The 25,597-nt window shown below is 73.8% G+C and carries 2 protein-coding genes; both read left to right on the top strand.

From position 1 onward, the window contains the following. Positions 1 to 134 precede the first annotated feature (134 nt). Complete coding sequence (locus tag HNR12_RS24270; protein ID WP_179769721.1) at positions 135 to 25,238, top strand: ADP-ribosyltransferase; 25,104 nt, start codon at positions 135 to 137, stop codon at positions 25,236 to 25,238. Beyond that, positions 25,235 to 25,597 (top strand): toxin-antitoxin system YwqK family antitoxin, encoded by a 363-nt coding sequence (locus HNR12_RS24265; protein WP_179769720.1) that lies wholly within the window; start codon positions 25,235 to 25,237, stop codon positions 25,595 to 25,597. The genes HNR12_RS24270 and HNR12_RS24265 overlap by 4 nt, the downstream gene beginning before the upstream one ends.

Here is a 25,597-nt window from a genome sequence, read left to right as displayed (position 1 = left end):
CCGGTGAACAATAACCAACCACTTCCACATCGGCGGGGTCCGGTGTTACTGTCTCCCTCTCTCTGAGGCACTGTTCGCGCGCTCGGTGACGGCCTGCCCGGCGGTGCGACGGCGAGGAGTGAGGACGTTCGGTCATGCCCCCCTTCGGCCCCAACACGCCCGAATGGGCCCGCCAGACCATCAAATACCTCCTCGGCATCGAAATCCCCTCCGCCGACCCCGCCGCCATGCGCGCCCTGGCCCAACTCCAGGAAACCGTCGACCGCATCCTCACCGTCGACCTCACCGACCTCCTCTCCCAGATCCGCCGCAAAGTCCGCACCGACTTCAGCGGCATGGCCGCCGACTACTACGACAACTCCATCAAGCAGTTCACCACCGGAGACAACGACTACCTCGGCGCCGGCGGCCAAACCGCCCGCACCAGCGCCGCCGAACTCCGCAAAGGCGCCGCCAACGCCGAATACATGGCCTGGATGGCCCTGGCCGAACTCGTCCAGCTCCTCATCGAGATCGCCTGGTGCATCGCCATGGCCTACTGGACCATGGGCGCATCCCTCTCCTGGATCCCCGGATTCAAATACATCCGCAGCATGGCCATCCGCCGCCTGCTGGGCTGGCTCCTGCTCACCGCACCCGGCCACCAGATCATGGAGCAGCTCTTCGCCTCAGCCGACTCCATCATCCAACGCGCACAGATCAACTCCGGAGTCCGCAAGAACTGGGACAACAAGATGACCCACCTCGCCCACGGCGGGGCCGGGCTCTCCGGACTCATCTCCGCCGGACTGGCGTTCGGCGTGGACCACATCACCAGCTCCCAGATCCGCAACCTGTTCCGCAACAACATCGACAACCTGCTCAACACCCCGCCCCCGCCCAGGATCGACACCGCCCCGCCCCCCAAGATCGACGACACCCCCACACCCACCCCCAAGGCCGACGACGTCCCCCCTCCCAGGCCCAACGACGTTCCCGACCCGAAGCCGGAACCCACACCGGACACGGTGCCGAACCCGGACGTGGGCCCGGACGTGCCCAACATCAACAAGGACCTGGCCGAGGTCTTCTCCAAATACCAGGACGACCTCGCCTCCGCCTTCGCCGGAATCGAAGGAAAACGCCCCTTCGACAACCCCAACATCGTCAACGACTTCAAAAACGACCTCGCCGACGTCTTCGCCAAGAACTTCGGCAACGACATCGGCGACCAGACCGCCCGCGACCTCGGCACCACCTACGCCGACGCCTTCGCCCGCAACTGGGGCCGCAACGACAACCTCACCGACACCCTCGACAACGCCCTGGGCACCACCCTTCCCCCCCACCTGCGCAACCACCTCGCCAACGACATCCCCCAAACCCTCACCGGCAACGTCCACACCTTCCTGCGCAGCAAGCCCTTCTACTTCCAGAACCTCGGCCTGGGAGCCGGATCCGGCGCCACCGAGGGCTACCTCGGCGAAGGCGTCACCAACGCCGCCCTCACCGACCAAGGCTGGAAAGCCGGCCTGCACTCCGCCACCGCCGGCGCCTCCCAGGCCACCATCCAGACCTTCGCCGTCGACGGCGCCGTCAACACCATCAACACCCTCAAGGGGCCGTCCGAGATCGCCCCTCCAGTGCCCACCCCGGTCCCCACCGGCGGCGACGGCGAGGCGGTCAGCGGCAGGGACGACTCCACCGTCCCGGGCGGGACGTCCGGCTCCGACAACGGCGGCGCGCCCGGCGGCGGCCGCGACGGCTCGCGGCGCGGCGACGACACCCCCGGCTTCGACGGCGCGCCCGGCCCCGACCGGCCCGAGGCGCCCGACAGCGCCGCCACCCCCGACACCGACGAGACCGACCTCCCCGACCTCAGCGTCAAACCGCCCCAGGCACCCGACGCCGACCTGGCACCCCCCAACGCCCAGCCCGGCAGCCCGGCACCCGCGGGCGGGCCGTCGCCCACGGCGGACACCGGGACGGACACGCGCGGCGGCCGCGACACCACCGGTGAGACCGGCGACGTGCCCGCGCTCAGCGATGTGCCGGACCTGATGGCCGACGACGCCTCGGTGACCGACGACGACGCGAGCCTGTACGACCCCTACGACGGCGCGCCGGTCCCGGACAACGGGCAGGGCATGACCGGCAAGCCGCCGGTCGCGCCCGACTTCAGCGTCCTGAACGGCAAGGGCGCCGACGGACTCGGTCCGATGAACGGAGCGCCCGAGGACGGGATCCTCGACATCACCGCCGAGGTGTCGGACACCTCCGGCCTGCCCGGCCCGAACGGCATGCCGCCCGTCGCCCCGGTCGCCTTCGGGCCCGAGGCCACGGCGCAGGGCGGCCCGTCCGGCCCGTCGTCCGGGCAGCCGCAGGGCAACTCCGCGAACAACCCGTCGAACAGCAACAGCAACAGCAACAGCAACAGCAACAAGCCGAGCACACCGCAGGCCCCGGCCTCCGGCCCCCTCCCCGGCGACAGCCCCGCGGCCGGGCGCGACCTCGGCGACGCGCTCAACGGCTCCCCGCAGCCGGTGGACACCCAGTCGGAGAACGGTCAGGAGGACCGCGCCGCCGAGCCCGCCGCTCCCGAGCCCGGCGACGAGTTCGCCCCCGCTCCCCCGCAGCCCACGGCCGCCGACGCGCCGCCCACCCAAAGCGAGCACACCGCCGACGCCGGTGCCCCCGGGCGCGGCGACGGGTTCACCCCCGCGGAGCAGCCCCCGCGGGACACGGCCGCCGACTCCCCCGCCACCCAAAGCGACGAGACCGCCGACGACTACGACCTGTCGCTCTACGACTACGACGACAGTGCGTTCACCGGCCCCGACACGCGCGGCCCGATCCCGGAGCCGCCGTTCGCCGGCAAGCCGGAGGGCCTCGACCTCTCCTCGCTGTACCCCAAGGCCCCCGACCATCCCGACTTCTCCGCACTGAACCTCAAGGACTTCGGCAGCACCCAGGACCCCATCGCCCGGTTCCTCGCCGACCTCGGCGCGCCCCGCTCCTGGGAGACCACCCCGCTGCCCGTCAGCCTCGACTCCCCCCTCACCGTCTTCAGCGCATGGGGCAACTTCACCAACCCCGACGACTTCGACTTCAACCAGATAGGCGGCGTGCCGGGGTTCTACGGCACAAGCCAGGCGGCCACCGCACCCCAGGAGAACCCGCCCGCCACCGCGCCCGAAACCCAGCCGGCGCCTCCCGCGCTCACCCCCCAGGAACGGGTCACCACCGGCGCCCGGACGTTCACCAGCGGCAACGACGTCCGAGAGTTCACGCAGTACTGGGACGGCATGGGCCAGTCCCTCACCTCGGACCAGAGGAACGCGCTCACGCACTACACGTCCTCGCGCTACTTCCCCACCTACCGCGACATCAACAACTACCTGCGGACCGGGCAGGGCGCCCACCCGCAGATCGACCACGACATCGCCCAACTCGACGCGCTGCTGGAGACCCGGCCCGTCCCCGAGGACATCGTCGTGGTGCGCGGCATGGACCTCGACCACATCGGCATGGACCCCTCCCAGATGCCGTACCACGCCGAGGGGTTCACCGACCACGCCTACATGTCCACCTCGCTCCACCGCCTCCCGGGCATGGCGCGCGAGAAGCAGGCGATCATGCACCTGCGCGTCCCCGCCGGCACACCCGCCCTGTGGATGGACGGACTCGGCGAACCCCGCAACCCCGAACGCGAACTCCTCCTCGGCCGCGGCCTCACCTACCACGTCTTCGACGCCGTCTACGACAGCAACCGCGGCCAATGGCGCATCTACGCCGAGATCCGCCCGGCTCCCGCGCAGCCCGCGGCCGCGGACTACAGCCAGCAGTACTGGGGATACGGGAACAGCGGCCCCACCCCGCCGGGATACGGCGGCGGGAGTGACGCCGCCGGGTACGGCTCCGGATACCCCACCGGCAACGCCCCCTACTACGGGACGGGCGGCTACTACTCCGGGTCCGGCGGCACCCAGAGCAACCCCGGCTACGGCTACCCACCGTCCGGCGGCTCCTACTACACGAACGCCCCCGAAAGCGTGCCCACGGCCTCCGAGCAGCAGGACCCGGTGCAGGACGCGCCTCGGAACGGGGAGGCCCGCACCGGCGGCCGGCAGGTGTCCGCCCAGTCCCCCGCACCGGACGCGACCACGGCGGACGACAACGAGGACATCCCGTCGCTCTACGACTACGACGACACCGCGTCCACCGAGTCCGCCGACTCCGGTCCCGCGCCGCGTACGCCGCTCACGCCCACAGGCAAGCCGGAGGGCCTCGACCTCTCCTCGCTGTACCCCAAGGCCCCCGCACACCCCGACTTCTCGGCGCTCGGGCTCAAGGGCTTCGGCACCTCAACGGACCCGGTCGCCCGGTTCCTCGCCGACCTCGGCGCGCCCCGCTCCTGGGAGACCACCCCGCTGCCCGTCAGCCTCGACTCCCCCCTCACCGTCTTCAGCGCATGGGGCAACTTCACCAACCCCGACGACTTCGACTTCAACCAGATAGGCGGCGTGCCGGGGTTCTACGGCACAAGCCAGGCGGCCACCGCACCCCAGGAGAACCCGCCCGCCACCGCGCCCGAAACCCAGCCGGCGCCTCCCGCGCTCACCCCCCAGGAACGGGTCACCACCGGCGCCCGGACGTTCACCAGCGACCGCGAGGTACGGGACTTCGTGGGGTACTGGGACGGCTACTCCGAGTTCTTCGACAGCGGCCACAACCGGGCGCTCACCCACTACACGTCCTCACGCGGCTTTCCCACGTACCGCCACATCAACGACTACCTGCGGACGGGGGACGGCGCCCACCCCGACGTCACCCAGGACATCACCCAGCTCGACGCGCTGCTCGCCGGCCGCCCGGTGCCCGAGGACATCGTCGTCATGCGCGGCATGGACCTCGACCACATCGGCATGGACCCCTCGCAGATGCCCCACCACGCCGAGGGGTTCACCGACCACGCCTACATGTCCACCTCGCTCTACCGCCTGCCGGGCATGGCGCGCGAGAAGCAGGCGATCATGCACCTGCGCGTCCCCGCCGGCACACCCGCCCTGTGGATGGACGGACTCGGCGAACCCCGCAACCCCGAACGCGAACTCCTCCTCGGCCGCGGCCTCACCTACCACGTCCTCGACGCCGTCTACGACAGCAACCGCGGCCAATGGCGCATCTACGCCGAAATCAGACTCACTACCCCCCAAACGGCCGCTCCCGCCACCACCCAGGGCGACTACAGCTACGACCAGGGATACGGCGGCGGAAACACCTATCCGGGCAGCGACGGCTACGGCAGCGGAAGCGGCGGGTGGCCGCAGTACCCGGGCTACAACGGCGGTTCCACCAGCCACTCCGCTTACGGCGGCGCCACCTACAACCAGGGCTACGGCTACCCTCCCGCCGGCGGCTCCTACTACAGCCGCGACCCCCAGGGCGCGCCCATCACGGCCTCCGACCAGCGGGCGCCGAACCCGGCCCCGACTCCGCCGCCCGCGCAGGACCGCGCGGCCGAAGACACCGACGACTTCGGCGGCCTCTACGACGACGACTACGGCCAGGCGCCCGCCACGTCCACGAGCGAGGTTCCCTCCCCGCCCTTCGGCACGCTGGGCCTCGACGGCAAGCCCCTGCCGGACTTCAGCGGGCTCGGCGAGAAGCCGCCCGCGCTGCCGGACTCCGGCACGCTCAGCGGCAAGGGCGGCGACGGCCTGCCGAGGCCGGGCGACATCGTCGAGGACTTCCTCAGAGGGCTGGGGCTGCGCTCCCACTTCCCACCGCTGCCCGACGCGCTGGACCAGTCGCAGTTGGTCCTGGCCACGTTCGTGCCCGACTCCGTCGAGCTGCGCGAGTTCCCGGCGACGACCTCCACGACGACCACGGCCACCAGCGGGGAGACCACCGGTAACACCGGGGACACCGGCGGGCAGCAGGACGGCTCCCAGCAGAGCACCCAGCAGTCCACCCAGACGACCGTCCAGCCCGACCCGCAGGCCCCGGCCGGCGACAGCGGCGGCACCACCGGCTCCTTCGGCTCCGCCCCGCCGCCTCCCCCGCCACCGCAGCCGACCGGCACCGCCGCCGACGACGACGCCATCCTGCCGGTCGAGAACTCCGGCCAGCAGCCGGAGACCAACGCGGACGACAGCCCCATCACGCGGGCGACCGAGGCCCGCGCCAGGGCCGACGAACTGCGCACCGCCGCGACGCAGAGCCGCGACGCCGCCGCCGACGCCCGCGAGGCGGCGACCGAGCAGCGGACGAACGCCGACGACCTGGCCGACAGGGCCGACAAGGCGGCGACGGCTGCCGACCACGCGCGCACCGCCGCCGACAACGCACGGGACACGGCCAGGACGCGGGCCGAGGAGTACCGGCGGGCCGAGGAGGCCGCCCGGGAGACCGCCGCCGAGGCCGGCCGGCTGCGCACCGCCGCCGACAACGCCGCCACCGAGGCCACGCGCCTTGAGGCTGCGGCCGACGCCGCCCGCACCCACGCCGGCAACCTGCGCACCGAGGCCAACAACGCCCACACCCAGGCCACCGGGCACGCCGCCGCCCTGGAGGCCGCCGCGGCGGCCCAGCGGCACGAGGCGCGGGCGCGGCAGGCCCGCGCGGACGCGGCCGACCTGCGGTCCCAGGCCGACCGGATCGGCGAGGACGTGCGGCGGCTCCAGCAGCAGCTCTCCGACCTGCGGCCGACGCCCCCGGAGTCGCCGGAGTCCCCGGAGTCGTCGTCGGCGCCGGAAATCCAGGGTGCCCCGCCCGCGACCGAGGCGGCCCCCGCCCAGGACACCGCCGACTCCCCCGAGGCTCCGCGGGCTCCCGAGGCGCCGGCCCCCGACACCCGCGACGTCGCCACCCCCGACGCCGACCCCCGCATCGCCGACCTCGAACGCGACATCGCCGAACGCACCGCCCAGGAGTCCGGGCTGCGCGACCAGGCGGGCCGGCATGACGGCGACGCCGCCGAGGCCGACCGGCAGGCCGCCGAGGAGTGGGCGCGGTCGGGCATCGGCCCCGACGACATCGCCCGCGTCCAAGGTGAACTCGACACCGCCTTCAACCACGCCCAGGAGCTGTCCGGGCGGGCCGACACCGCCGAGGAGCAGGCCAGGCAGGCCCGGGATACCGCGAAAACCGCCCGGAACAGCGCCAACGAGGCGAACACCCGAGCCGAGACGGCCGAGCGGACCGCCGCGAACGACCGGAAGCAGGCGAACACCGCCAAGGAGCGGGCGGGCAAGGCCGATGAGGCGGCGCAGAAGGCCGAGGAGGCAGCCAACACGGCGCAGGAGACCGCGAGGGACCTCGCGCGCGAGGCCTCGGACGCCGACTACTTCGCCACGTCGGCCGAGTTCGACGCGCAGCGAGCCGAGGAAGCCGCCCAGCGCGCCCAGCAGGAGGCGGAGGACGCGGCGCGGACGGCCGACGAGCTCGCCCGGGACGCGTTCCCCGACACGGCCCGGCTCGGCCCGCTGCTCCTGTCCAACTGGTACGGCACGCACCCCGTGGACAGCGACGGCCTGCTGGACCAGGTCCAGAACCAGCTCACCGGCATCACCGACCCGCGCGTCACCCCGCAGATGCGCACGGACATCATGGACCAGGTCCGCCGGCAGGCGTCGCGCGACCTGCGGCCGTTCTTCGCCCCGCAGGGGTTCACCGCCACCGTGCGGGGGCCGGACGGGGAGTGGACGCTGGACCTGCACGTCGACCCCGACGCCGAGTACCGCCGCGTCACCTCGATGTCGCAGACGCTGCCGCCGCCCACCCGCCGCCCCAAGGTGCTGCGCTCCCAGACCGAGGGCAACCCGAGCACCGCCTACAGCTACGAAGGCGGGCACGGCGGCTCCAAGTCGTTCGGTATCGGCATCCTGCTCACGCCGTTCTACATCGGCCCGGTCGGCACCGGGCTGCCCGAGGACCTGATGACGCTGGGCGTGCGCGCCGTCGGCCGGTTCGCGATCGGCTACCGGAGCCGCGCCACCGGCTTCACCTCCAGCGGGGCCAGCACCGAGGTGTCCTCCGTCGAACTGAAGGGGCCGCCGGAGCCCTACGAGGCCGACCTGACCGTCGATCTCAAGCTCACCCCCAAGGCGCCCCCGCAGGCCGCGGCCGTCGCGCCGCCGCCCGGGAACCCGTCGGGCGGCACCACCGCGGACACCACCGGCGGTCAGACGACCACCCAGACCGGTGACACCTCCGGCGACCAGGCCGGGCCGTCGCGCCAGGCGGGCACGTCGGCCCCGGCCGACACCTCGACGCAGGCCGGCACCGGGCCGATCACCCGGACGTGGGAGACTGCGGTCCAACTGCTGGTCCCCGGCGGGCCGGGCACGACCCCTGATGGCGCACCGGAGCAGATCACGCTCGCCGACCCGCGCGATCCCGCCACCACGGAGGTCCCCGGACCCGGCATCCGCGCGATCGACCGCGCCTACCCGGTGTACGTCGGCGAGATCACCTCGGCGCCGCCGACCGATCAGGCCACGCAGACCGACCGGTCCGGGCAGACCGAACAGGGCGACCGGTCCGACCAGGCCGGGCCGAGCGACCGGACCGGCGAGAGCGCCCAGGACGGACAACCCGCCCGCGACGCGGGCGTCGGCCTCGCCGACTGGGTCCGCGACCGCCTCCTGGGGCTGTCCTCGGCCGACGTCCAGGCCCGCGCCAACCCCGCCCCCGCCCGGTCCACGCCGCCCGTGAGGAACGGGAAGCTCACGAAGCGCCCCAAGCCCCCTCAGCCGGCCAAGCCGTCCAAGAACTTCACCCGGCACAACACCGCGGCCCTGGACGGGCTGCGCAGCGGCAGCCTGATCCAGGGCAACCTGAACACGATGTCGACCGGGTACTACGACCAGGACTTCGTCGACGCCAAGGGCAAGCCGACGACGCTGCGCATCACCTCGTCGCCGACGTCCTACCGGCAACTGCCCACTCCGCCCAAGGTGGACGAGTTCAGCACCATCATCAGCCGGGACAGCGCGACCTCGGAGTCCAAGGCGAAGACGTCGTTCTGGACGCTGACGCTGGGCGGCGGCGCCGACTTCCGGCTGCCCAACCGCATCTTCCGCTTCGCCCCGGCCGTCATCGAGTACCTCTTCCGCCACAACGCGCGCCGGACCAGCGACAGCCACGCCGACAGCGCCTCCCAGGTCTCGATGCTGTGGGGCTCGCCGGACTCCGTGCTCTACGAGGTGACCCGGACCTACTACGCCCAGTTCACCGGCGACAGCGAGCCCACGCGGTTCACCGGCACCACGTACGAACTCCTCACCGCCGACGACGCCCGACTGCTCCAGACGGCCGGCAGCACCGCTCCGCGCACCGAGACCGACGCGGCGGGCGCCGATCCCAACGCCGACTCCGCCAACAACGGCACCAACACCGGCACCGAGACCGAGACCGGCACCGACACCGACACCGAGACGCCGACGGAGCCGCCCTTCCCGCACCTGCGGGGCGACCACCCCAGGCGGTTCCACTTCGCCGCGCCGCAGTCGATCACCTTCCCCGACGGCAACCCGTTCTTCAGCGGCGCCCCCGCCGCCACCGAGGCCACCGGCACCGACGACGCGGCGGTCGACCCCACCGCCCAGTCCCCGGCGGACGCGTCCCCCTCTCCCGCCAAGGGCACCCCGTTCACCGAGTGGATCAGCCAGCAACTGCTCCAGGCGATCGCCCAGCGCTACCCCGGCCTGGTCGTTCCGGACCGCTCCCGCACCAAGGACAACTTCGCCCACCGCCCCGGCGGCCGGACCTCCCGCTGGGGGCGGGAGAGCCGCCCCTTCCGGCGCGACTACGCCACCGCGCTGGAGAACAGCAACCGGGTCTACAGCGCGGTCGAGCAGGCCCACCTCAAGGGCGGCCTGAGCAAGCTCACCCACGACGGCCTCCCCGTCCACCTCCAGGAGTCGGCCGGCTTCGACATCCGCGACCTGTTCCGCTCCGGGAAGAAGTTCAAGCGGCCCGAACTGGTCACCGTGCGGCTCTTCGCCGACGTCGGCCCGCTCCAGCACACCGGCACCACCGAGCGGTTCGTCGGTTCCGGCATCTCCGGCTCCGCCCAGCGCGGGTCGCGCAAGGGTTCCGGCCACTCCAACTCGCTGGCCTACCGCTTCGTCGGATCGGTGTCGCGGGGCGACCTCGACGCCGCCGGCGCCCGCACCCCCGGCGGCTTCCTCCAGCACCTGCGGGGCGCGATCGGCCGGCGCTCCTCCACCGGCAAGGGGCTGAGCACCTCCTACGGCAGCGACGCGTTCCTGCTGTTCACCGGCACGACCGACGTGTGGTCCAGCGACATCGCGTTCACCGCGCGGATCGACGACGCCAAGCGTTACCGCGGCCCCAACCTGCTGCGCCAGCGCGGCGACCGGCTGGGCGAGGGCATCCAGGCCCGCATGGAGATCGCCACGCCCCGGCTGAAGCGCCCCGTGCCCGACGACATCACCCCGATCACGGCCGACGGCACCACGGCCCCGAACCCGGCCTCCGGGACCGACACGGCCGGGCGGCCCTCCGGCTCCTACGAGCGGCTCACCTCCGACCAGGCGCGCGACATCGTCAACGGCCGCGGCCGCCGGCACAGCCCCGCGCTGCCGCCGATCCCGGAGAACGCGGCGGTCGACGGCGCCGCCACGGCGGCCTCGTCCGCCCCGGACACCTCGTCCACCACAAACCGCGCCAACCCGCCCTCGCTCAACAGCCGGCTGGACGACGCCGGAATCTTCCTGCTCTCCGTCAACACCGGCGGGCAGACCCCGGTGCGGGCTCCCGGCTCCGACGACTCCGCGGCGGCCACCCCGCAGCCGTCCCTGCTCGACCTCAACCGGCGCATGTTCTCCGCGGAGTTCGGCGGCTCCCGCTACTTCGGCCGGCGCGACTTCTACATGCGCAAGTACGACCACTTCACCGGCGAGGACGACGCCGGGCGCCAGTTCTTCGAGAACCTGCTGTCCGAGGAGAACCTGGCCGCCAACCTGTTCAACGGGATCGTCAGCCGTCCGGAGATGGACGGCGGGCCGCTGTCGCACAACACCATCCGCCCCACGATCGTCACCGACGCGGTGGTGGAGTCGGCCACCGCCGTCCCGGCCGAGGCCACGCTGCTCATCAACGGCGCCGCCAGAAGCGGGCTGAGCCGGGGCCGGGTGCGGTCCTGGTTGGCGACGGTGGGCGCCAGCCACCTGCCGTCGCTCAACACCAACCGCGCCGACAACGATCCCGGCTCCACCCGGGGCGACGCCAGGAACCCCACCCTCTTCACCGGCCCCAGCGCCGCCAAGACCTGGACCTTCAGCACCCGCGGCGACACCACGGCGCGCGCCTACACCGTCAAGAGCACGTTCGTCCACAAGACGGACTCCGCCTACCTGGTCCAGGGATCCGGCCTGATCCGCCAGGCGGCGCAGTTCGCCCGCGAACTCGACCTGGCCGGCACGTTCTACCGCTCGCCCGTCTACACCGGGTGGCAGACGCGGTTCGACGACCTGTTCGCCGGCTTCGCGCACGCCTGGGACGCCCTGTCGAGCCGCCTGGTGCCGGACCGGTTCACCGGCCCCGACGGCAACAGCCCCCTGGACACCCGCGACGTCCCGCCGCCGCCCGAGTCCGTGGACGTGCGGCCCGGACTCTCCGACACCGGGATCACGTTCCGGCCCGCCGACGCGGAGGCGGCGCTCAACGACCTTGAGGCCAAGCTCGCGGCCCACGACCTGGAGCTGACCGGGAACAGCCGCGCCCGGCTCACCCAGGCCCTCGCCTCCCACCTGTCCGACAACCCCAACTCCGGGGTGCCGATCCCGGTCGACATCCGCCGCATCGTCCACCGCACCGACTTCCCCAAGACGCCGATGGAGCTGCCGTCGGTCCCGGCCGTCATCCACGTGCGGGCGAACCGAAGCCCGAATGCGCCCGAGGTCGGCTACCTCGGCGGCGAGTCGGAGTTCCGCGAGACGCGGTCCTTCACCTTCTCCACCACCACGACCCACACCCACGGGACGATGGGCACCAAGGGCGTCGGCGGGTTCGGCACGATGGTGCCCAACACCACCGACACCAACCCCGACCACGACAACCACCGCTCCCAGACCGGCTCGCCCGCGGCGCTGTCCTCGATCAGCCCGCCCCACGACACCACCGTCGCGTCCTCCCACAGCGACACCGCCGCCAACACCGCCGCCGACACGCGCACGGTGGTCGTCGCCGTGCCCGCGCCCTTCGCCAAGCTCGGCGCCGAGAACGACCTGACGCTGACGCTGGAGGTCGTGGGCGACGGCATCAGCCCCAAGGCGGAACTGCCCAGGGACGTGCGCACCAACGGGATCACCGCCACCGGCTCGGCCGGGCGGGTGCAGACCGTCTACCCCGCGCCCTACCTCCAGTTCGGCGACGACACCACCGGCCCCGCCGGCGACGGCACCGCCCCGGCCGGCGTCAACCCGACCCGCACCACGCAGGACGCCAACTCCGACAGCGCCGAGAACGCGCTCCAGCGGTGGAAGACGCCCCCGCAGCAGGACGGGACCGGCGCGGCGGCGCAGCGGCAGGCGCCGCCCTCCTCGGCCGACATCCTGCTCCCCGTGGCGATCGAGAACGACGGCAAGGCCGTGCTCGACCTGGGGTACACCGTGCTCGCCTCGGCCAACGGCTGGAAGCCCGACACCGACGCGGCCCAGGACGGCGGCGCGGACAGCCGCTACACCGACGCGGAGATCACCGAGGCGCGCGACCACGCCAAGAGCCGGCTGAACCTCCACCCCCGCTCCGACGCGGTCGGCCAGGAACTGAGCCGGACGGCGCTGCCCTCCCACTTCATCAGCGCCAACACCAGCGGCGGCATCAGCTTCGAGGACCAGGGCAAGACGTCGTGGGGCATGGCGATCCGCCCCGACTACGGCTCCAGCCGGGTGCTGTACGTGGCGCCGACCGGCTCCGTCACCGACTCCCACGCCCCGAGCCGGTCCGGCGGCACGACGATCGACCACGGGGGCGGCGTGATCGCCACGGGCGGCGCGGCGCTCGGCGACGCCACCACGGGCGGCTTCAACGACCACCACTCGGGCACCCAGTACTCCTCGGGCGACGCCACCCGCATCTCGCACTCCGGCGGCGCGCACGACATCTCCACGGCGCCCAAGCCGCCCGAGGAGCTGCTCAAGATCTACAGCGGCCCGCTGTACCTGGTGGAGTTCGACACCGCCTGGGCGATCGCGGCGCAGCGCCAGTCGGCCCTCCCCTCCACCCTGGGCGAGATGATCGGCGCCACCCCCCACCCCCACATCGGCGAGACCACCACCAAGGTCACCGCGTGGGTCTCCCAGGACACCGCGGTGCGGCTGGGCATCCTCGGCGGACCGCCCGACGCCGCCACGGCGCAGGCCATCGACACGATCGCCGTGAAGCAGCAGGCCCTGACCAACGCGGAGAAGGACTACCTGACGGCTCGCCGCGACCTGTGGTGGGCGGTGCAGGACGCCAAGGGGAAGCCCGCCGAGAGCCCCGAGTTCCGCGAGTACCAGCGGCTGGAGAAGCTCGCGGACCGGCGCGGAAAGGAGTACACCCAGGCGGCCGCCGACTGGCTGGCGGCCGAGCGCGCGGCGACGTCGCTCCTCAACGGCGGCACGGTCGACACCTCCTCCGGAGGACCCGACAACGGCGCGGGCGGCTCCTCCCGGAGGCCCGACGACGGCTCCGACCGGGGCGGCCGGGGCGGCCGCGGCTTCGACCGGTTCGACGGCCATGGCGGCTTCGGCGACGACAACGCCGGAAGCAGCCGGGACGGCGGAAACCAGAACGGCCGGAGCGGCGGCGGGCGCGGCAAGCGCGTCCGGTTCGCCGACGCGCCCGAGTACTTCGGCGGCGCGTCGCGCGGCGCCCAGGACTTCGACGCGGCTCCCCCGCCGCTGCGGACGCAGAGCGAGACGGCGCCGGTGGGCACCGCCGAGGCCGCGTCCCCGGCCGAGGCGGCCGGCCAGGCCCCTGCCGCCGCGCCGGACGGCGGCAGGGGCGCCGGCTCGGCGTCCACCACCGGCACCGATACCGACACCGGTGCCGCCACGTCGCCCAACCGGGCCGGCCGGCCCGAGCAGGGTGAGCAGACCGACCAGGCCGACCAGAGCGACGGCGACAGCCTCTACGACGGCCTGTACGACGACAGCCTCTACAGCGACGAGCCCGCGGCCGGGGGCCGCGGCGCCGCCGAGCGGCCCGGCACCGAGCGCTCCGGCGTCGCGACGCCCCCGCGGGAGCCGGTCGCGCCCAAGGCCCCCGACCTGTCCTTCCTCGTCAAGCCCCCGCTCCTGGCGGACCCGCCGCCCCAGACGGTGGAGGAGCTGATCGCCTCCTTCACGCGGGGCCCCGAGGCGATGAAGGACATCTCGCTGCCGACCATGGCCGACCGCACAGTGACGGTCGCCATGGCGCACGTCCCACCGATCGCCCCGCCCCCGGGGTTGAACGGGAGCGCCCCGGCGGGCGCGCCGCAGAGCACCGGCGCGCAGGACGGCGGCGCGCGGGACACGGGGCAGCAGGACACCGGACAGCGTGCCCCCGGGCAGGCGGACTCCGGGCGGCGGGACACTCAGCAGCGGGAGCAGCCCGCGCCGCAGCCGCGGGCGTCGCAGGACGGCACCGCTCCGGCACCGCCCCCGTCCTCGTCGTCGTCGGACATGGGCGACGCGCTGGCCGACCTGTTCCGCGCCGAACTCGGGCAGCAGGGCGGCACGCCGCCCCAGCAGCCCGGTCAGGACCCCAGCGGGTCGGAGCCGGAGTCGTCGGACTCCTCGGACTCGCCGTCCGACCCGGAGTCCGCGTCGCAGTCGCAGTCGGAGTCGGAATCGGAGTCGGAGGGCGAAGCCGACGGCGCGGCCACCCAGCCCCAGGCCGCGCCCGCCGCCGAGCAGCGCACGGACAGCGGCACCGGGCAGGACACCCGGCCGCAGGAGCGGCCCGCGCCCGTCGACCAGACCGAGGAGGACCCCGGGTACGAATCCGACTCCGAGGAGACCGACGCCGAGGACGAGTCCGACCACGAGGCCGAGGAAGCCGACCACGAGGACGAGGCCGTCGCGGCACCTCCGCTCACGGGGTCGCTGTCGCGCTGGCTCGACGACCTGGACGCACAGGACGCCGCCGCCGGCGCCCGGCCCCGGCCGGGCGCCCGCTCCGCCACGCCGCCCTCGGGCCGCGCCGCCGCGCCCGACGACGCGCGGTCCGCCCGCTCCGTGGAGTCCGCGCCCGCCGCGTTCGACTACACCGACGCGCCCGCGCCGCTGATCACCGTCTCCGCGCCGCAGGACACCGCCCCCGAAGATCCGTCCGCCCCCGAGCCCGCTGAGGACTCCACCACCGCCGTGCGCCGCCCCGCGCCCGAGTCCGGGCCCGAGGATTCGGCCGCCGAGGAGCGGGCCGCGACGCCCCAGGACCGGCCGCACGTCGTGCAGCCGGAGTCCGAGGACACCGAGGGCACCGAGGAGTCCGCGACCGACGAGGAGACCGGGCACCGCGAGGACCCCGGCAAGCAGCCCCAGACCCGGCCCGAGCAGCAGCCCGAAACCGAGGTCGCGCCCGCCGAGGAAACCGACCAGGACGACACCGGCACCCAACCCGCCGACAAGGGCAAGCAGCCGGTGCGCGAGGAGGCCCCCGCCCCGGCCGGCCCACCCCCGGTCGAATCCATGGACCTGGGCTTCCTGCTGACCTCCAACCTGTTCCGGCCCAACCTCATCGACACCGGCGACCTGCCCAACCACATCGTCCGGCGCATGGAGGCGCTGCGGTTCGGCGCCGGCCGGACGCGCGCGGCCATCGTGGACGCCGTGGGCGCGCAGGCGCGCAAGGACCCCCGCCCGTTCTTCAAGCCGAAGGGCTTCAGTACGAAGGTCCCCGGTCCCGGCGGCGAGTGGGAGGTCACCTTCCGGGTCGACCCCAGCGCCGACTACCGGCTCCAGCCCAAGCCCCCCGCTCCTCAGTCGCGGCGCCCGCACCCGACCGACCCGGCGGCCGCGGAGGGCTCCTCGCCCGCCGCGCCGCGCACCGACCGCGCGCCGCGCCCCCGGGTGACCTCGTCGGTCGGCGCGGCGGCCTCGCAGGCGTCCTCCGGCTCCCACGGCGGGCACAAGAGCGCGGCCCTGGGCATCCTGATCACGCCGTTCTTCATCGCTCCCGAGGGCACCACGGGCAACCTCGGCTGGCGCGGCACGTTCCGGGTGAGCGGCACCTACCACGCGCGCGCGACCGGCCACAGCACCGGCCGCGCATCGGGGCTGAGCCGCAGCGTCGAACTCCGGGGAGAGCCGGACACCTACGCCGCCGACCTCGCCCTGACCATGACCATCACCCCGCCGGGACGCCCCGCCGTGGTGGACACCAGCCGGTTCACCCTGCACCTCAGCGTGCCCGGCGGCGTCCGCACCAGCCCGTCCGACGCCCCCCGGCGGATCACGCTGCCCGACCCCAACCTGCGCGGGGCCGGCGGCAGGCGCGGCAGCGGTCCCTACCCCGGCCCGGGCGCGCGGCGCATCACCCAGAGCCACCCCATCAAGGCGGGCCCGATCTCGCGGGCGCCCGGCACCGGCACGCCCCCCGCAGCTCCCGCCACGACCAACACGGCCGGCACCGACGACCAGAACGCGCTCGCCGACTTCATCTTCGACCGCCTGATGGCCGACGACTACCCGCGGCGGGTGACCCGCAACGTCCAAGGGCTGCGCGACCGGCTCAACCAGCGGCGGGAGGAGTACCGCGCGACGATCCGCGACGCCTTCTCCGACGAGAACATCGAGCACACGGTCATGCAGATGACCGCGGGCCCGTTCCACCTGACGTTCCTCGACGCCAAGGACCGGCCGCAGGTCGTGGAGTTCCGGTCCTTCCCGACCCGCTACGACCTGCTGCCCGGGGTGCCCAACCTCAACGACTTCACCTTGATGGCGGGGACCTCCAAGAACACCGGCACGACGAAGTCGCAGACCTCATCGCTCTCCGTGCACCTCGGCTCGGGCCTGGACATCACCCCGCCCCTGACCACCACCTCGATCGCCACCCGCACCGCGCCGCTCTACGGCGACGTCACCGGCGGCCGGGGCCTCACCAAGGGCGGCAGCAAGGGCAGCACGGGCTCGGTCACGCCGATGCTGTGGGGCGCCCCGGACGTCGCGCCCTACGACGTCCAGCGCAACTTCCACGTGCGCTTCTACGGCGAGAGCGACTCCCACCTCTTCACCGGGACCGTCACCGAGATCCTCACCAGCGAGGACGCCCAGATGATCAAGACCGCCGAGGTGCCGCCGACGGGCGCCCCGGCGCAGCGGTCGACGACCGGCGAATCCTCGCGCGGCACCCAGGACACGGCCGACCCGAACCGCCGGCCGCCGTTCGCCAACCTGGCGGAGCACAACCCGACCAACCTGAGCTGGTCCATGCCGGTGTCCTTCACCTGGTCCGACGGCCAGATGTTCCTCCCGGCCGCGACCCCGTCGGCGGGCACGGCGCGCAGCACACCGGAGGAGCTGGAGCAGTTCGGCCGCACGGTGGCGGAGTGGATCACCCAGAACCTCCTCAACGAGATCGCGGAGCACCGGCCCGGCCTGGTGGTCACCTCGCCCGGCCGCACCTCCTCCGACTTCGCCCAGCGACCCAGCCACCACGGCCGTCCGTTCCTCCAGCTGTCCCCGCGCGAGCGGCCCCCGCTGCGCCGCAACCACCGGGTGGCGCTGGAGAACACCCTCAAGGTCTCCCAGGAGATCTCCGACGCCACCCTGAAGGGCGGGCACCTCGAACTGCCGCACGACGGCCTGCCCGTGGTCCTCACCGACACCGCCCTGGGGCACCCCGAGACCGTGTCGGTCCGCCTCTTCGCCGACCTGGGGGCGTTCCGGCACGCGGGGACCACCGAGCGCAGCACCGGCATCGAGGTGGCGTCGGGCTCCCAGCGCGGATCCAACAAGGGGGCGACCTGGTCGTGGACCGGCGGCGCCCGGATCTTCAGCAACCTGCGGGCGGGCGGACTGGACGCGCGCGGCGGCCGCGCGCCCGGCGGGGTGTTCGGCCAGCTGCGCGCCTCCCTCAACTGGCGCCGGGAGCGCAGCCAGGGCCAGGGCACCGAGTACACGTTCACCGCGACCCTGCTGTTCGACGGCAAGTCCGACCTGTGGGAGGCGCCGGCGGTCTTCACCGCGCACTTCTACGAGAGCGACGACATCGGCCAGAGCCGGCAGTCAACACCGGTGCGGTCGCGTGGCCACCAGTTGAACACCGCCGTCCCCGCCCGGCTGGAGCTCTCCACGCCCCGGCTGCCCGAGGGCATCACGCTGGGCGCGCCGCGCGTCACCGGCGACTCCGGCCGCATCCGCGACCTGGACGCCGCCGACGCCCAGCGCGCCATCACCGGCCGCGCGCCGACCCCCCGCAACCGCCCCGCGCTCACCGCCCCGCCCGACGGCGGGCAGGGCGGTCGGCAGACCGGCACCACCGACCCGGCGACCGATCCCGCGGCGATCGACCTGCCCGTGCGCACGCAGGGCGGCTCCACCTCACAGACCACGGGCGCCGGCACCACGGCCCTCCAGAACACCGGCGGGTCCCGCACCACCCCGCAGCGGCCGGACACCGCGCCGCCCTCCATCAACCAGCGCCTGGTCAACGCCGGCGCGTTCGTGGTGGACGTCAACGTGAACTACCGGCTCGGTGACGACAGGATCCACCTCATCGACGCCACCGTCCGGATGTTCTCCAAGGACGGAGTCGGCTCCCGCGTGTTCGGGCTGCGCGACGGCTACAGCCGCAAGCTCGACCACCACACCGGCGAGAGCGAGGGCGGCCGGCGGTTCTACCCCGACTCGCTGTCCCAGCAGAACCTCGCCGCCAACGTGCTGTCGGGCATCCGCACCAACCTGGACATGAGCGGCGGCCTGCGCTCGCCGCACCACATCCGGGTCGCCATGGACACCACCGCCGACATCACCGCGGTGACGTTCGTCCCGGTGCAGGCGATGGTGATCGTCGAGGGCGAGGCCCCGCTCAGCCTCAGCACCGGCGTGTCCCGGACGTGGCGGTTCGCGGTCGGCGCGTCGGCGGTGCCCTCCCTGTCGACGGCGCCCGCGGTCCCCCCGGACCAGGCGAGCCGGACCGCGGTGGACTCCACCTTCAACCCGACGTTCTTCTCCGGCCCCACCCTCGACAGGGCGTGGACCCTAAGCACGCGGTCCGACAGCGCGGCGGGCGGCTTCTCGGTGAAGCGGTCCTACCTCATCAAGCCGATGTACTCCTACCTGTTCAACGGCTCGGGCCGCATCCAGCAGGCGCTGGAGGTCCGCCCCGACTGGAGCATCGGCCCCACCCGGCCCCGCTCGCCGCGCTACACCGGGTGGTACGCCGACACCGACAACCTGGTCTCGGGCTTCATGCACGCCTGGGACGCCCTCACCAGCGGGCTGCTGCCGGAGCTGGCGGTCGGGCTCGCGGGAGCGGCGGGACCCGCCCAGGTCGTCGCCCCCCAGCAGGCGGCCCTCACCGACAGCTCGGGCGGGGAGCGGAGCGACCGGCCGGAAGACGGATTCGCCGAGACCCTCCAGGTGCGCCCCGGGTTCGAGGACGCCGGAACGCCCTTCCGGGCGCCCGACCCCACCCCGGCGCTGGACGCGCTGGCGACGCGCCTGGCCGCCCACGGGCTGGAGCTGACCGCCGACAGCCGCGACGACCTCGGCAACGCGCTGGGCTCCAACCTCGGCCGCAACCCCAACTCCCAGGTGCCGGTGCCGGTCAAGATCCGCCGGATCGACCACAACCTGGGCATCACCGACACCCCGGCGCTGGACGCCACCGTGCACATCAGCCGCACCTGGACCGACACGGGCCGGACCGCCTACATCGGCGGCGAGGCGGAGTACCGCGAGAAGTACACCTGGTCGCTGACCCACGCGCAGTCCCAGGGCCACGGAGCGAGCACCACCGCCGGGTTCAGCGGCTTCTCCTTCATGACGCCGCTCCCATACCGGGGCGACGAGCACACGGCCGCCGACACGCCCACGGGGGTCATGCCCTCCAGCCTCAGCCCCTCGCACGCCCACTCCTTCAACAGCGGGTCCAGCCACGCCCGGGACGCCGCCACGACCGAGACGCTGACGGTCCTGCTCGCCATCCCCACGCCCTACGCCAAGCAGACGCACGAGACCGAGGTGCACCTGGACCTCCGGCTGGAGTCGACCGGCGCCGCAACGCGGCTCCAGGTCCCCGAGGTCGTGCGCGCCAACGGGATCCAGGTCACCGCCCCGGGCGGCACCGTGCAGTCGCTGTTCCCCTCGCCCTACCTGGTCCTGCACGACGTGGACCACACCGCCTCCCCCGAGACGGTGCCCCCCGCCAACGTCGACTCCTCCGACGGCGACCCGATGACCGCCCTGAGCGGCTGGAAGGGCGGCGCCGCGAACCGCTCGGCGGACGCGCCGGCCCTGCCCGCGGCGATCGAGAACAAGGGGCAGGCCGTCCGCGACCTGGCGCACGTGGTCGTCGCCCGGTCGCAGGGCTGGACACCGCGCCCGGGCGTCGACGTCGACGCCGACGGCGAGTACACCGACCGCGGCATCGCCGCCGCGCGCGACTACACCGGCGACAAGCTCGGCACCACCTCCCGCTACGAGGCGATCGACCAGCACCTGAAGTCGGAGGCGCTGACCGGGCTCTACCTGAGTGCCGAGGGCGGGGGCGGCGTGCCGCTGCTCGGCTTCGGGCCGACCTCGTGGGGCCTCAAGGCCAACCCGGTGGCCGGCACCGGCATGATCCTGGACATGGCGCCGGTCGGGACGCTCGACGCGTTCCACACCGACAGCACGGCGCAGACGACCACCGACACGCACAGCGCGGGTGCCGCCCACGGCGGCGGCCCGGCCAACGGGCACACCACCAACGCCACCTTCGACCCGGTGCACTCGGGCACGCAGTACACCTCCCTTGAGGCGGCCCAGAGCACCCACAGCGGCGGACCCGCCTCGGCGTCGCTGTCGACCTCCGCGCCGTCGCACACCAGCCGCCTCCGCCACGAGCCGTTCTACCTGGTGGAGTACGACAGCGACTGGGCGATCGCCGCCGACTCGGGGAACGGGACCTTCATCGGCGACACCACCGCACGCGTGGCGTCGTGGGTCGCCCAGTCCGACGCGCTGGCCCGGGGCCTCATCACCCAGGCCGACATCGACGCCTTCGCGGCGCAGCGCAGCGAACTGTCGGCCGTCCAGGAGGACCTCGCCGCCGCCGACGACGCGCTGCTGAAGGCGGCGCACGAACTGTCGCACGCCGCGAGCACGGCCGGCGACGGCGCCACCGTCGACGCCAAGCGCGACGCCTTCAACGAGCGGCTGCGGACCTACAACGAGCGGCTGCGGGAGTGGCAGTCGACCCTGAACGACACCCGCGCCGCCCTGTCCCGGCTGGGCGCGCAGTCCGCGCCGTCGACCGAGAGCGGTGACACCGAGAGCGACGGCAGCGACCGCGGGGACGACGGCCGCGACTCGGCCCCCGGCGACGACCTCCGGGCGCCCGACGGCACGCGGGCCGCCCCGCCCCCGCCGCCCGGCAGCCAGGAGACGGACGCCGCCGAGGACGGCGGGACCCACAGCGGCGCGGACCGGTCCGGCCCCACCGCCACCCGGGCACCGCAGCCGCCCGCGTCCCACGCCCAGGAGGGCGTCCGGGGCACCGTCCCCGACGAGCACGGCACCGCCGGGGAGTCCGACGCCGAGTCCACCGACTCCGAGTTCGACAGCCTCTACGACGCGACCCCCCAGCGCGGCCGGAGCCCCGAACGCGGGGCGGCGCCGCCCCAGGACGAGGCGGGACCCGCCGGGGCGGCGTCCACCGAGACGGCACAGCCCGCGCCCGGCCAGGACTTCGCCGAACTGTTCCGCAACGCGCTCAACCCGACCGCCCAGACACCGCCGCCCGCGCCGCTCCAGCCGCGGGGCCCGGCCGGTGAGTCCGCAGCGGAGAGCGGGTCCGACGACGAAGGCGACGGCAGCAGCGGCGAGGAGCCCGCGGCTCCCCCGCGGTCCGCCTCCGTCCAGGCGCCCCAGGCCGCACCCCAGGCGCAGGCCCCGTCCCCGCCCCGCGCCCAGTCCCCCGCCGGACCGCCGCCCGCCCCGGCCACAGGACCGGTGGCCGACTCCGACGACGACGGCGGCCGCGGCGGCGAGGTGTCCTACCGCACGTTCGACACCAACGAGGAGGCGTCGGCCTACCTCGACGGACCGATGCGGACCCCGGACCTGCCGGACCGGGAGCGGGCCTACGTGCGCTACTACGCCGCGGAGGGCTCGACGGTCATCAACCGCGAACTGGAGCGCAACCCCGGTCTCGCCAACACCACCCCGTCCATGCGGGAGGCCGTGGACCACCTGGACCGGGCGATCGGCCGCGGCAGCGCCCCCGAGCCGCTGATCCTGTTCCGGGGCTCCGACTCGGCTCCCCCGGGCGCCTCGTCCTACGACGACGCCGCCATGCACGCCCTGGTGGGGACCGCCTACACCGAGCCGCGATACACCTCGACCGCGCTGGCGGCCGGCCCGGTCCGCCCGCACCTGCGGGTGCAGTACAGCATCCGCGTCCCCCAGGGCCACCCCGCGCTGAACGTGCGGAACACCCTGCCCCGGGACTCACACGACGAGTACGAGGTGCTGCTCCCGCGCGACACGAGGTTCGTCGTGCACGCCGTGCACCGGGTGCCCGACGTCACGCCGGGCATCCCGAGCTGGTGGGTGGAACTGGAGGCGGTCCCGGCCGACTGGGAGCCGTCCGAGGGCTGGACCCCCACGCCCCGGGGCGTGGAGACCGACCGCCACCGACCGCGGGAGGGTGGCCCCGTCGACCTCCAGGCCGAGATCCCCGCTCCGCCGACCGTGGCCACCGAGCAGTCCGGTCCCGGCGAGACCGGCACCGGGCAGCCCGCGACGGCGCGGCCCGCGACCGCGCGGCCTGCCCCTGGGGACGGCCGCGGATACGAATCGGACACCGAAGACCTCTCCGACTCCGACTCCGCCGACGAATCCGAATCCGAATCCGGCGCCGAGGCGACCGTCCCCGCACCGCCGGGCGGCCGCCCCACCGTGTCCGGTGGGACCGCGGCGCCCGAGCAGCGCGGCGGCCCGGCCGGTGACCGGGCCGGTGAGTCCGAGACCGACTCCGAAAGCGACAGCGACGACAGCGACGGCGAGCGTGCGCCCGTGTCCGCGCCGGCGGACCCCCGCCAGGCTCCGGCGGCCCCGCAGCCGCAGCAGGCCCCGCAGCCGGGCGGCGGCACGGAGCAGGAGGGCGCGACCGACGGCGAAAGCGGTTCCGAGAGCGATTCCGAAAGCGACTCCGAGGGCGAGGAGACGCCCGTCCCCGCTCCCACGCAGCCGAACCCGCAGGCGCAGGCCGCCTCCACCTCCCCCGCGCCCGCTCAGCAGGGCGACGGCGACAGCGAGAGCGACGGCGCCGAGGACGGGCGCGGCGGCCAGGAGTCCGACCGCTCGTCCTCCGACGAGGAGGAGGGGGACGACGCCTCCTCCACCGACGAGGACGGCGACCAGGACGACTCCTCCGAGGCCGAGGACTCCGACTCCGAGGCCGACGACTCCGATGCGGACTCCGACTCCGACTCCGATGACGACGACGCCCCCGCCCCCGCGCCCTCGGCGGGCGGCCGGAGCGGTGATTCCTCGCCCGCGTCCCGCGGCGGCGGAACGGGTGAGCGCGGCGGGCGCCCCGGGGGGTCGGGCTCGCCCGGTGGCCGGGGCGGCACATCGACCCGTGACCAGGGCACGGACACGCGTCCCGCCTCCGCCGCCGAGAGCGGCGGCACCCAGGCCACCGAGCGCGCCGCCGACACCGACGACGACGGTATTCCCGACCTCTACGACTACGACGACACCCCGGCGCAGCAGACGGCCGACGACGCCGACCCCGACGACTTCTGGCGCGGGAACCACCCGAGGACGCCCGACTTCAGCGCGCTCATCAGCCCCAAGAAGAACGAGGAGCGTCCCCGGACGATCGAGGAACTCATCGCCGACATGGCCTACCGGTACGGCCTGGACGACATTCGGCCGCACTCCGCCGAGGACGCGGACGTCCAGGTCTACATGGCGAGCAGGGACGACGAACGCTCCCACCGCCACCGCTCGCACCGGCACCGCTCCGACCGCCACGGCGGGCACCGCAACGGGGGGCCGTCGCGGTCCCACGACGCCAGCGACGATCAGGGCTACTTCGGCGACCTCTATTCCCAGCAGCCCTCGACGAGCGGCAACCCGGCTTCGACCTATCCCGCCACGAGCGGCTACACAACCACGACCTACCCCACCACCAGCGGATACCCGACCACGACCTACCCGACCACCAGCGGGTACCCGACCACGACCTACCCGACCACCAGCGGCTACACAACCACCTCCTATCCCGCCACGAGCGGCTACCCGACCACCTCGTACCCCACCACCAGCGGGTATCCCACCTCGACCTACCCGACCACCAGCGGGTACCCGACGACGAGCGCCGGTGCGTCGTCCGGTCCCCCTCCGGCCCCCGCTCAGCCGCAGCAGCCGACCGGCCCGGCTCCGCTCCCGCCGGACTTCACGGCGGGCCACATCATCGAGACGATCGACGAAAGCCGCGTGGTCCGCCACAACGGCCTGATCGCCTTCGTCGACGGCCGACCGGTGTCCGACTACGTCCGCGCCGTCCTGAACCGGCGCACGCAGCAGATGCGCGACCTGGTCGCGGCAGGACTCGCGTCGCAGAACAGCCTCGGCGGCAGGCGCAGCGCCGTCAACGCGGTCATCCTCGACCGCCGCACGGGACGGATCTCGGAGGGTGTTAACGGGCGCCCGTACCACGTCATCCCCGGGGACGAACTGCACCCCCTCCTCCTCGACCGCCTGGCGGAGATGCGCCGGAACGGCCCCTACTCCCACTGGGACCGCCACACGGGGAACCGCGAGCCCGACACGCCCTACCCGCACCCCGACCACCCGCTGCGGCACGCCGAGATCAAGGCGCTCAACGAGCTGCTGAACCTGCGCGGGCTGCACGCCGACGCCCAGGCGGTCGCGGAGTTCCTCGTCGACACCGCGTTCACCATGCAGCGGCCCGAGGCCTTCCCGGCCCCGTGCTGCGCGAACTGCACGCGGCTGCTCGCCGGCATCCGCTCCAACGTGATCCGGAACCTGTTCACGCCGGGCCACCCCGAATACGCGACCATCGAGGGGGAGCAGTGACCCGCGTCACCGAGGACGACCTGGAGTCTCAGGACGACGGACGCGTCCTGTACCAGGGCCTGCCCTACACCGGGGAGGTGGCCGAACTCGCCGGGGACGGCACCGTCGTCGCCGTGGTCTCCTACGAGCGCGGCCGCGAGCACGGGCCGTGGCGCGAGTGGTATCCCGACGGCCGGCTCAAGGTCGCCGGGCGGGTCGAGTACGGCAAGGGCGCGGTCGGCACCTGGCGGACGTGGCACCCCAACGGACGGCTCGCCGAGCGGCACGACTTCGACGGCGACGGCCGACTGCGCGGTGTGCGCCGCTGGGACGCCGAGGGCAACCTGGTCGAGTCGCGCGACTACCTCGACCCGCCCTGA

The sequence above is a fragment of the Streptomonospora nanhaiensis genome (assembly GCF_013410565.1).
Taxonomy (GTDB): Bacteria; Actinomycetota; Actinomycetes; order Streptosporangiales; family Streptosporangiaceae; genus Streptomonospora; species Streptomonospora nanhaiensis.
Note: the sequence above shows the minus strand (reverse complement) of the source record. Positions and strands in the feature narration are given on the sequence as shown.